10 protein-coding genes are annotated in these 12,089 nt (G+C 56.7%); all 10 read left to right on the forward strand.

Translation table 11 applies throughout. The features are described from left to right. Positions 1-528 precede the first annotated feature (528 nt). Positions 529-1,557: an N-acetylneuraminate synthase family protein gene (locus tag AC2444_RS02160; protein WP_012756137.1), complete on the forward strand. Its 1,029-nt coding sequence runs from the start codon at positions 529-531 to the stop codon at positions 1,555-1,557. A gap of 147 nt (positions 1,558-1,704) precedes the next feature. Further along, positions 1,705-2,517, forward strand: coding sequence for an SDR family oxidoreductase (locus AC2444_RS02165; protein WP_012756138.1), 813 nt, complete (start codon positions 1,705-1,707; stop codon positions 2,515-2,517). A 2-nt stretch (positions 2,518-2,519) separates the two neighbouring features. Then, entirely contained in the window at positions 2,520-3,980 is a 1,461-nt protein-coding gene (locus tag AC2444_RS02170; RefSeq protein WP_012756139.1) for an aldehyde dehydrogenase family protein, read from the forward strand. Positions 3,981-3,982: 2 nt separating this feature from the next. Continuing rightward, on the forward strand, positions 3,983-4,753 hold the full coding sequence (locus tag AC2444_RS02175; protein WP_012756140.1) for an acylneuraminate cytidylyltransferase family protein: 771 nt from the start codon (positions 3,983-3,985) through the stop codon (positions 4,751-4,753). 3 nt (positions 4,754-4,756) lie between these two features. After that, positions 4,757-6,667, forward strand: a complete 1,911-nt coding sequence (locus AC2444_RS02180; RefSeq protein ID WP_012756141.1) for a transketolase C-terminal domain-containing protein — start codon at positions 4,757-4,759, stop codon at positions 6,665-6,667. Between the two features lie 121 nt (positions 6,668-6,788). After that, on the forward strand, positions 6,789-8,510 hold the full coding sequence (locus AC2444_RS02185) for a capsular polysaccharide export protein, LipB/KpsS family (RefSeq protein WP_012756142.1): 1,722 nt from the start codon (positions 6,789-6,791) through the stop codon (positions 8,508-8,510). Next, the gene (locus AC2444_RS02190) at positions 8,507-9,172 is read left to right on the forward strand and encodes an acyltransferase (protein WP_012756143.1); all 666 of its coding nucleotides are present in this window, start codon (positions 8,507-8,509) and stop codon (positions 9,170-9,172) included. Before AC2444_RS02185 ends, AC2444_RS02190 begins: the two co-directional genes overlap by 4 nt. 14 nt (positions 9,173-9,186) lie before the next feature. Continuing rightward, the gene (locus AC2444_RS02195) at positions 9,187-9,981 is read left to right on the forward strand and encodes a class I SAM-dependent methyltransferase (RefSeq protein ID WP_012756144.1); all 795 of its coding nucleotides are present in this window, start codon (positions 9,187-9,189) and stop codon (positions 9,979-9,981) included. After that, positions 9,975-10,898: an NAD-dependent epimerase/dehydratase family protein gene (locus tag AC2444_RS02200; protein ID WP_012756145.1), complete on the forward strand. Its 924-nt coding sequence runs from the start codon at positions 9,975-9,977 to the stop codon at positions 10,896-10,898. The genes AC2444_RS02195 and AC2444_RS02200 overlap by 7 nt, the downstream gene beginning before the upstream one ends. Next, entirely contained in the window at positions 10,895-12,079 is a 1,185-nt protein-coding gene (locus AC2444_RS02205; protein ID WP_012756146.1) for a glycosyltransferase, read from the forward strand. The genes AC2444_RS02200 and AC2444_RS02205 overlap by 4 nt, the downstream gene beginning before the upstream one ends. Positions 12,080-12,089 lie beyond the last annotated feature (10 nt).

Here is a 12,089-nt window from a genome sequence, read left to right on the forward strand (position 1 = left end):
TCGAGCGGATCGTTCTACTGTTTGGTCATCTGCGCGCTTTGCGACGCAACTACGGCTTGTTCACTGAGTTTTCGACGGCCACACGATTGAGGCCGACACCGGCGTCTTTAATGCGGCACGGTAGGTGATTTTTTTGCTCCTGTCCTGTCGGGCCTTCCCAATCCCGCACACGCAGAATCACATGAGTAAAACGTTACGAAACGGCTTGTCATTTCTGCGAGCCGCCGCTATTGGCTGATGCCGAGCTTGATCTGGGCTTGTTGCCAGCTTTCCTACCCGCGCGTCGGACCGGCAAAGCCATTGATCTCAGATGGCAGTTGCTGTTTCGAACGGTAGCGGCGCTCTAAATGGGGTGATTGAAAGAAGGGACTATCCGGCTTTACTCGGCGGCCAAACTTAAAACACAGGTTGCATCTGACACCCCGGCGGCCGAGAGAAGCATAGGAAATTGACGCTGCGTGCCGCCTGGGCATCCTCCCAAACCAACGAATTTGCTGGCTGCAGAAGAATCCAACGACAGAGGTTAAAATGTTTCGCAAAGATGTTCTCGATGAATCGCCCTTCGTGATTGCCGAAGTGGGCCAAAATCATCAGGGAGACCTGGATATCGCCCGAGAATATATCCGAATTTATGCATTCGAAGGCGCGGATGCGATCAAGTTTCAGACGCGCAACAATAGGTACCTTTTTTCGGAGGATGCTTATGCGGCGGGGTATGACAGCGAAAATGCTTTTGCAGAAACCTACGGCGCTCATCGAGAGAAGCTCGAGCTAAAACCGGAATGGCTGCCCATTCTGAAGGCTGATTGCGAAAAGCACGGCGTGAAGTTCATGTCGACACCCTTCGACGAGCCAAGCCTCGAGATCCTCCAGCAGATTGATGTCGACCTGTTGAAAGTGGCTTCGTTCGATCTTGGCAACCTTCCCTTCCTCAATCGGATCGCGAAACTCGGTAAGCCCGTTGTCATGAGCATTGGCGGCGGCAAGATCGAACAGATCCGGTCCAGCGTCGAGGTGGTGTTGAGGCATCACGATCAGTTGGCCATCCTGCACTGCGTCTCCGAATATCCGTGCGAGTACAACCGCCTTGGGCTGGACAATATTGAGGTTCTCATCAAGGAGTTTCCGGATTGTATCATCGGCTCGTCCGATCACTTCAACGGGACCTTGTCAGGCCCGATTGCCTACATGAAGGGCGCGCGCGTGTTCGAAAAGCACGTTACCCTCAACCGCGCCTGGAAGGGCACCGACCATAGCTTTGCACTGGAGCCTGACGGCTTCCGCAAGTTCGTGCGTGACATCAAGCGCGTCCGCGCGATGATGCCTCAGAAGCCGGCGGACGAGATCGGCAACGAAAGAGTGTTCAAGAAGCTGGGCAAGTCGATCATCGCATATTCGGACATCCGCGTCGGCGAAGAGCTGACCCTGGATAAGCTTTCGGGTCGCATTTTCAATACCCATTACATACCTGTGCGGGAGAGCAATAAGGTTCTCGGAAAGACGGTGAAGCGGGATATTGCAAAGGGTGAACCCATTCAATACTCCGATTTCGGCTGAGCTTCCGTTCCGAGGCGTCAAGGGGATACGCACCGAGCCTCAATACGGAACGTCCCCGAAGAACCCACGGGTGGGCAGATCGGGTAAGGAGAGCGGCGCCCAGTCGCTCCCCGCCTGCCCGGCCTGCATCGAGACGAGGTGGCAATCATGAATGTCGATGGAATTTTTGACGTGAGTGGCGACGTCGTCCTTGTAACCGGTGTTTCCGGCCAACTGGGCGGCGAGTACGCCAAGGCTTTTCTTGCGCGCAATGCGCGTGTTGTTGGCCTCGATCTCCGTCCCTCTGCCGGCAGCCTCGTGATGCAGGACGAATACCCCGACAATTTCATGTTTTGTTCGGCGGATGTAACCAAGAAGGCGTCATTGGAGCAGGCGCTTCAGGACGTGACCGGTAGATTCGGTACGCCCACCGTCCTCATCAACAATGCCGCTATCGATTCTCCGCCTTCCGCCCCGCCCGAGGAAAACGGCCCGTTTGAAGACTACCCGGAAGCGTCTTGGGACAAGGTTATCGACGTGAACCTCAAGGGCGTCTATCTCTCATGCCAGGTATTCGGCGCCGCGATGGCTAATGCCGGCAAGGGATCAATCATCAACGTCGCTTCCATTTATGGGCTCGTTTCTCCCGACCAGAGCCTCTACGAATATCGCCGAAAGCGCGGAGAGGTCTTCTTCAAACCCGTGGCCTATTCAGCATCGAAATCCGGTATCCTGAATCTGACGCGATACCTGGCGACTTATTGGGCGAAGCGCAACGTGCGCGTAAACTCGCTCACGATCGCGGGCGTCTTTAACAACCAGGAGCAGGACTTCCTCGATGTCTACTGCAGCCGGATCCCGATCGGTCGTATGGCGAGCGTCGATGAATACAACGGCGCTATGTTATTCTTGGCGAGCCCTGCATCCCGATATATGACGGGCTCTAATCTCATCATCGACGGCGGCTGGACGGCAATCTGAACATGACGACGCTTCGCATTCTCAATTGGATCAACGGCCAGGCCAGCCACGCCTCGAGTGAAGGATGGCTTGAGAAATTCAATCCGCACAGTGGCGAACTCCTTTATCACGTGGCTGACTCCTCGCAGGATGATGTTGAGCAAGCAATAACGGCAGCGCGTTCGGCGTTCCCAGCCTGGGCGGAGCTTACACCCGTAAAGCGCGGCCAGATTCTGATGGATATCGTCGCCCTGATGAAGCGACGTTCCGATGAGCTGGCGGAATGCATTGCGCTTGAAACCGGCAAACCTCCCCAGGACGCCAAAGGCGAGACGGGCGGAGCGATCATGCAGGCGGAATATTTCGCCGGCGAGGGTATGCGCCTATACGCCCGGTCGCTCACCTCAGGCACGCCCGGCAAATACAGCCACACAGTGCGCCAACCTCGTGGCGTAGCCGGTCTGATCGTGCCGGCAAATACGCCGATCGCCAATATCGCATGGAAGACTTTTCCTGCGCTTATTTGCGGCAACACGGTGGTTCTGAAAGCTGCCGAGGACTCTCCACGCATAGCCCAACTCTTTGCCGAGCTGACCAAGGAGGCGGGATTGCCCGACGGCGTATTCAACGTCGTACATGGGCGTGGCGAGCCGGCTGGCTCGACGTTGGTCACAGACGAGCGGGTCGACATTATCAGCTTCACGGGCTCGACCGGAGTAGGCCGCAGGATTGCGGAAGTCGCTGGAAAGCGTCTCGCACGTATTTCTCTCGAACTGGGCGGCAAGAACCCCTTCGTCGTCTGTGATGACGCCGATCTCGATCAGGCGGTGCACTGGGCGGCGCTGTCGGCCTTCAGCAATGCCGGCCAGCGCTGCGCCGCAGGTAGCCGCATGCTGGTGTTTAAATCGGTCTACGAGGAGTTTCGGGACCGACTGACCGCAAAGGCCAGAAGCCTCAAGCTAGGTGTTGCCGCCGGATGCGATCTCGGGCCGCTCGTCAGCCTCCGCCAACAGCAGTCCGTGCTTTCCGCCATCGAACGCGCAAAAGAACAAGGCGGCCAGGTGCTTTGCGGGGGGCGCACACCGGACGCACCGGAGTTGGCCGGAGGCTATTATGTCGAGCCTACAGTTATCGATGGCCTTGCCACCACGTCGGATCTCAGTTGCAAGGAAGTCTTCGGTCCGGTGACGACACTCCATCCCGTCGGCAGCATGACCGAGGCGCTGGATGTAGCAAACGCCACCGAATACGGATTGACCGCTGCTGTGCATACCCGCAACGTCGATCGCGCGATGTGGTTCGCCCAAAGGGTCAAAGCCGGCGTCGCCAATGTCAACATGGGTACGTATGGCAGCGAGCCGCACATGCCGTTCGGCGGCTTCGGGTCGTCCGGGAATGGCACGCGCGAGCCTGGAGTCGAGGCGCTCGATGTGTATTCGGAACTGAAAAACATCTCCTTCCTTGTCCGCCCGGGGATGCTTTGATCATGACGACGAAACCGCGCTCTGTTGCCTTTATTCCCGCACGCTCTGGTTCAAAGCGGGTACCCAACAAGAATGTCCGGCCGCTGGCCGACCATCCCATGATCGCCTATTCGATCCGCGCCGCCATCGACAGCGGTGTTTTTGACGCGGTTATCTGTGCAACGGACAGCGAGATTTATGCGGACATCGCCCGCCACTATGGCGCCGAAGTGCCGTTTCTGCGCGCCGCGGAGATCTCCACCGACAAATCGCCGGATATCGAATGGGTGGTTTGGATGCTGGAACAACTTCGTGCCGAAGGGCGCGAGTTCGACATATTCAGCATTCTGCGCCCCACCAGCCCGTTTCGTCTTCCAGAGACGATCCAGCGCGCATGGCAGCAGTTCACGGCCGAACCAAGAGCAGATTCTCTTCGCGCAATCGAGAAATGCAAGCAGCATCCCGGCAAGATGTGGGTCATACGCGAGAACAGGATGCTCCCGCTAATGCCATTTAGCATCGGCACGACGCCATGGCACAGCAGTCAGTATGCGGCTCTGCCCGAAGTCTATGCGCAGGATGCCAGCCTTGAGATTGCGTGGTCGCGTGTCCCGCTCGAAAGCAACAGCATCGCCGGCGAATCGATCATCCCTTTCGTCAGCCAAGGCTATGAAGGCTTCGATATCAACGAACCGGACGACTGGTGGATGGCCGAGCGATTGCTGGCAACGCAATCGGCGGTTCTCCCAAATATCTCAATCAACCCCTATAACCTATTGAATAGACCGGAGTAAATCGTGGGCGATCTCGTAGGACAAGCGGTAGAAGGCACCCTTTATTACCTGCCATATAAGGAATTCCAGCGGGTACGTGCGATCAACGCGCCTCGCGAGCAGAGAGCAGCTCTATTTTCTGACATGTGTCGCCTGAACGCGCTCTACATGATCGGTCGGGCCGGCTCCGGTCATATCGGCAGCAGTTTCAGCAGTCTCGATATCGTCAGCTGGCTTCTCCTCGAAGGAATGACGGGCGATGATGTCTATTTCAGCTCCAAGGGGCACGATGCGCCAGGCTATTACGCGGCACTGATTGGCGCCGGTAAGCTCGATTTCGAGCTTACCCACAAACTTCGCCAGATTGATGGTCTGCCCGGCCATCCCGACGTCGGCACCCCGGGCATGGTGACAAATACGGGCTCGCTCGGCATGGGCGTCTCCAAGGCCAAGGGCATGGTGATTGCGAACAGGCTGAACAACCGCCCGGGGCGCATCTTCGTGATGACGGGCGACGGCGAGCTTCAGGAAGGCCAGTTCTGGGAATCCCTGGTCTCGGCAGCCAATTCTGGGCTGCAGGAGATTACGGTCATCATCGATCACAACAAGCTGCAGTCGGACACTTTCGTGAAGAACGTGTCTGACCTTGGTGACCTTGAGGCAAAGCTCAGGGCGTTTGGATGGTGTGTCGCTCGCTGTGATGGAAACGATATCGCTGCTTTTGCCGCCACCCTGGCCGCCATCCAAGACGATCCGCGTCCGAAGGTTATCGTTGCCGATACCGTCAAGGGCAAGGGCGTCTCCTTCATGGAGCACACGTCACTGGATTCCGATGTGGCCATGTACCGCTTCCACAGCGGCGCGCCTGATGCGAGTAATTATCGCGCCGCCGCGCAGGAAATCATGGATCGTCTGCAAGCCAATCTGAGCAGCGCCGGTATCACCGAGCTGGAGTTTGAAACGCTCGAGCGGCCTGCATCCGCGGCCCCGTCGGAAAAGGCTCAGCGCCTGGTTGCCGCCTACAGCAAGGCTCTGATCGCACAGGCTAAGAAGCATTCGAACCTCGTTGCACTTGACGCAGACCTGGTGCTGGATACCGGCCTCATCCCATTCCGCGAGCAGTTTCCCGATCGATTTGTCGAGTGCGGTATCGCAGAACAGGATATGGTTTCTACAGCCGGCGGCATGGCGCTGAACGGCCTGCTGCCGATCGTCCACTCATTCGCGTGCTTCCTGTCGACGCGGCCAAATGAGCAGATCTACAACAACGCCACGGAAAAGACGAAGATTATATATGTCGGCTCCCTTGCAGGCGTCGTTCCCGGCGGCCCGGGCCACTCGCATCAATCCGTTCGAGACATCTCTGCGCTGGCAGCCATGCCTGGAATGACGCTGGTCGAGCCGTCTTGCGATGCGGAAGTTGGTCTGCTCCTGGATTGGTGCGTGAACGAAGCTCCTGGCAGCAGCTACATTCGGCTGATTTCACTACCTTGGGAAATCCCGTATTCACTTCCGGCCGACTACCGGCCAACAAACGGCCGAGGACTCACTTTGGCTGAAGGAGAGGATGTCGCCATTATCGCTTACGGACCGGTGCTCCTGAGCAATGCGATCGCCGCCTCAAAAGTGCTCGCTGAGAAGCACGGTATCAGTGCCAAGGTCATCAACCTACCTTGGCTAAATCACGTGGATGCGGAGTGGCTGCAATCGACGGTTTCAGCTTGCAAGGCAATTGTTTGCCTCGACAACCACTATGTCATCGGTGGTCAAGGCGATACGATCGCGCGTGCGCTTGCCGAAGCCGGAACCGGAATTCCCGTCAAGCACATCGGGATCACAGGGGTTCCTCCTAGCGGAACCAACGTCCAAGTCCTCGGCGCAGTTGGCCTCGATGCCTCGGCGATCGCCGAGACGGTCGCGTCGGTAATCGGTTGATGCGGGTGTCGCGCGCGTACGGGCTCTCTATGAGGGTGGCCACGGCAAGCGTCGTGGCCAGGTTGGTCTTGCCATGTCGTGGCTCGCCGACCGGCCAGCTAGCCGCGGAGGCACGTGACTGATGAGCATGCATTTTATTCGCAGGGCGATCAGATTTGCCAAGAGAGTTGTGAGTTCGAAGCTGTCGCTGCAACAAAGTTCTGCGCCCGCGGCGGCTCAGCAGTTTTCGGACTGGCGCCGCCATCTCGGCACGTCCATCGATTGGAAAAGGGCCTTATCCTCTGTTTCGAAAGGCCAGGAGGTTCTTATCGCGACGAGCGTCGGCGGTCTGTCGGCCGCGACGATCCTCGAAGGAATGCTTGGCGTCGCTCTTACCTTGCGCGGTGCGCGGGTTCGCTTTCTCTTATGTGACGCAGTTCTTCCGGCCTGTCTTCACATACATGCCGGAAAAATCAGGGATCCGGCCGTCATCACAGAGTACAGGCTCAACAAGGAAATCTGTCCAGGTTGCATCGGAAGGGGTAGATCGCATTACGGCTCTCTTGGACTGCCGGTCTCCTACTACAGCGACTTCATTTCTGAAGAAGAGAGACGTGCATTGCGCAAGACAGCCCGCGAGATGCCGGTTTCGGAAATTCGCGGCTTTCGGCTGAAAGATATGAATCTGGGCGAGCACGCGATGGCAGGCACCTTGCGCTTCTTCGCTTCGGGAAACCTCCCGGCAACCCAGGAAGCCGAAGATGTATTGCGGCGCTATTTTGAGGCGGCTCTGATCACGGAGACGGTCATTCAGAGATACCATGAGCAGTTTTCGCCGGAAGTCGCCGTGTTTCACCATGGTATCTACGTCCCTCAGGGGGTAATCGGGGAAGTCTGTCGTGCCCATGGCACCCGAGTCGCCAACTGGCAGGTCGGCTATCGCAAGAAGACCTTCATTTTCTCGCACAAGGAAACCTACCACCATACTCTGATAAACGAGTCTACCGACTGCTGGACAGACGTTCCTTGGAGCGAGGCCACGGAAAACGAGATCATGTCCTATCTCAAGAGCCGCTGGTACGGCAGCAATGACTGGATATGGTTTCATGATCAGCCGAAGCATGACGCAGAACTTATCGCCAAGGAGACCGGCATCGACTTTTCGAAGCCCACCATCAGTCTCCTGACCAATGTCTTTTGGGATGCGCAACTCCATTTCAAGGCCAATGCCTTCAGGGACATGCTCGACTGGGTGCTGCAGAGTATTGAGTATTTTAAGGGGCGTCCCGATCTTCAACTGGCTATTCGGATCCATCCTGCCGAAGTCCGTGGCGCCATCCCCTCACGGCAGCCGCTTGTGGATGAAATCCGCAAGGTTTATCCGACCCTGCCGGACAATGTTTACGTCATACCGCCGGACAGCCAGGTCAGTACCTATGTTCTCTGTGAGAACAGTGACACTGTAGTTATCTATGGGACAAAAACCGGCGTGGAGCTGACCGCCATGGGAATTCCCGTGGTCGTTGCAGGTGAGGCGTGGATACGTAATAAGGGCCTCACCATGGATGCGACCTCGCCGGAGAATTATTTTGACTTGCTCGACCGGCTGCCGGTCGGCAAGCGGTTGGACGCCGATACGATCAATCGGGCTAGAAAATACGCATTCCATTTCTTTTTTCGACGCTTCATCCCTATCGAGTTCATGGAACCATCGAGCAATGACGCTCCCTACGAAATTAGGATCAACGACCTGCAGGATCTGCTTCCGGGCAGGGATGCGGGCCTTGATGTCCTATGCAACGGCATTCTTGATGGAAGCGAGTTCGTGTATCCGGCGGAAAAGTATATCGGGAGAACGCAGTGAGACCGCATTGGGATCACGCCTTCGCAAGTGGCGGCGTCTACCAGGAATCGGACAATTGGTCCAAACTGCTGGATCCTGTCTTCCGCGTAGGAGAAAGGCTCTACGGCCAATATTCCATGCGGCGGATCTGGGCTGCCTGGAAGAAGGCGGCGCTGCTGGAACCGGGCGTCAGACTTGGCGGAAATGCTAGATTGATCAACAAGCACACCAGGGATGCAGCCCGTATTGGCGAGAACACAGTGTGCCGAGGGATCATCCGGGTCGAGCGCGGCGCACGTGTCGATATCGGCAAAGAGGTCTATCTGGGCGATGAGGCCATCATCAGCGCCATGGAGTCCGTCACCATCGGCCGGGGAACGCTGATTGCGCATGGCGTCCAGATTTTCGACAATACCTCTCATCCGATCGATTGGAGAGGTCGCGAGCGCCATTTCAAAAGGATCCTGGGGCAACCTGTTGATGGAAGTATCGAAATCCCTACAGCGCCCGTGTCTATTGGGGAGCATTGCTGGCTGGGATTCGGTTCGGCAGTGCTGAAAGGTGTGACAATCGGTGATCGTTCTATTGTCGCCGCTGGCTGTGTTGTGACAAAAGACGTGCCACCAGACACCCTGGTTGTCTCCTCGATGGCAACTTTTATCGATCTGAACAAGCAAGGTTAGGAAAGGTCTGCCAAATGCTAGCAACTCAACAGATGCCTCAATATTCGGTTATGGATCAATTCGTGGAGTCGATCTGCTACAGGGCGCCGGAAAACCGGACACAGTGGTACCCTCCCTTAATGAGATCCGCGGAATCCCTGGGGAAGCGTGCGATCAGTGCCGACGCAGCGGAGGATGCACTCGCAGTGCTGCGGAAACTGGAGCCTGATGACTACTCCGAATATCTCTCGGCCTATTATGCAGAAGGCATCAGGCGCTTTGGCGCGAATTGGCGCTATGCAGACATCGTCACGGTCTTGCTGGCTCTGGCAGTCGACTTGAAGCCGAAGAGTTATCTGGAGATCGGCGTGCGCCGCGGGCGCAGCGTCTGCACTGTTGCGTCGAAGGCACCCACTTGCGACATCTATATGTTCGACATGTGGGTTGCGAATTATGCGGGCATGGAAAACCCGGGCGAATCGCTTGTCTCCAGCGAACTGGACAAGGTTTCGCACACGGGAAAACGCGTTTTCACCAACGGCAACTCCCACTCCACGCTAAAGACCTTCTTCCGCCAAAATAGCGATCTCGCCTTCGACATGATCACCGTCGACGGCGACCATACACGCAACGGCGCAATCGAGGACCTGTGCGACGTGCTGCCCCGTCTCAAGATCGGCGGCGCGGTCGTATTCGACGATATCTGCCATCCGAAGCATCGCTATCTGGAAGATGTCTGGAAAGAGCTGGTCGTCAACGACAACCGGTTCACCTCGTGGAGCTGTGCCGATATTGGTTACGGCGTTGGATTCGCCTTGCGGAAATGGTGAACACTTCAGAACGGCTGCTGGTTCTCGGGGCGTCCGGTTTTCTGGGCACAGTCATTTCGACCTATTTCTCGTCGCTCGGTATTCCGGTGATGGGTATCGACGTTGTTCCGCCACAGGACAAGCACATCTACAGTGATTTTTATCAGTCCGAACGGATGGAAGAGATTCTGGAGACTGCGCTTGCCAGGCATCAACCGACGTACCTTGTCCACGTCGCGGGCAACGCCAACGTCGGTCGTTCGATTGAAGACCCTCGCTACGACTTCGTTAATTCCGTCGATCTTTTCTCCCTCGTGCTAGATCAGGTCAGGCGGGTGTCGCTCGGAACAAAGGTTCTCTTCACGTCAAGTGCTGCGGTATACGGACAGCCGAAGGTTTTGCCCATAACGGAGGAGCTTGCGCCGTCCCCCATATCACCGTATGGCTATCACAAGTGGATGTGCGAGCAACTTTCTCGCGAGTATAGCTCGCTTTACGAAGTTTCAGTTGCGTCCATTCGGATATTTTCCGCCTATGGCGCCGGCCTTCGAAAGCAGATCCTGTGGGATTTGTGTGAGAAGTGCCGCAGCGATGGCCCAGTTCAACTCGGCGGCGACGGGAGTGAGACGAGAGATTTCATTCACGCGAAAGACATCGCGCGAGCCATATCATGCGTCGTCCGCGGAGGCACCTTCAACGGTGAAGTCTACAACGTCGCCAGCGGCGTGGAGACATCCATATCGGATCTCGCGCATCATGTTCTCTCAGCCTACGGCATTCCATTCGACCGTTTAGGATTCAGCGGCTCAAGCCGCGTTGGTGATCCCAAGAACTGGCGCGCCGATGTCAGTAGGCTTGAGGCGCTCGGTTTCTCGCCAACGATCGATTTCGTTGCGGGGGTTGCCGAGTACGTGGATTGGTACAAGAAACTGCGATGAAGATATTGATCTATCTCACCGGCGGTACCCACTGGATTGGCGGTGTCCAGTACACTCGCAACCTGTTGCGCGCTGTTTCGCTGCTGCCAGCGCAGGAACGCCCCGCGCTCGTGCTTCAGATAGGTCGGAAGAATGCTGGCCAAGGATACGAGGAGGAATTCTCGCACTATCCCGGGGTGGTCATCGATGGGCCACTTGAGCGGGGTTCGGCGATCCGGTCAAGAATATTGGATCTCGCGCGGCGCGCATGGAAGAGGTCGACCGGCAAGGATCTACGTCAGAAGCTTCTGCACTCCGACGAGTGTGACGTCGCATTTCCTGCAAAAGGTCCAAACATTCCGGGTTTGGCACAGAAGGTCTATTGGGTTCCTGATTTTCAGTACAAGCATTTCCCACAGTTTTTCTCCGAAGACGAGCGACGTAGCCGTGACGCCTTTTACGGAAAGATGTTTGATGAGAGCGGCATTCTTGTCCTGAGCAGTGAAGCGGTGAAAGCCGACTTCATACGGTTTTTCCCGACCTATTCCCAAAAACCGGTGCGCATCCTCCACTTTTCAAGCACGCTTCATGACGAGGAGTATGCCCTGGATCCAGTCGCGGTCTGTGCTAAACATGGCTTGCCGGAAAAATTTGTGTATCTGCCCAATCAGATGTGGCAACACAAGGGCTTCGACGCCGCCTTTCGTGCGCTGGGCATTCTGAAACGCGCGGGGGTTATCATCCCCCTTGTCCTGACGGGGAGCTCAGAGGATTATCGCAGTAATGACTACGCTCGCCAACTCGAAGAAATCCTGACGGAATATGACCTTCAGGATCAGATCTACCGTCTGGGCGTCCTGCCGCGAAGCGAGCAACTTCAGCTTTTCCGCCGCGCTGCCGTTGTTCTTCAGCCATCACGGTTCGAAGGGTGGAGCACGACAGTCGAAGATACCCGCGCCCTGGGGAGGCCGATCGTGTTGTCGAACATCGATGTTCATCTGGAGCAGGCCCCCCCAAACGCGAGCTATTTTGTTGTCGGGGATCAAAAAGATCTTGCGGATAAGCTCGGCAAAGCTTGGCTCACCGCCGAGGCGGGGCCTGATTTCAAACAGGAAGATGCCGCACGCAAGGCGGCAAACCTCAACAGTTTGGCGTATGCGAGGACCTTTCTTTCAATTATGAGACAGGCTCATCGCGAGTGAATTGAGCTCA

Source organism: Rhizobium sp. WSM1328, assembly GCF_057653715.1.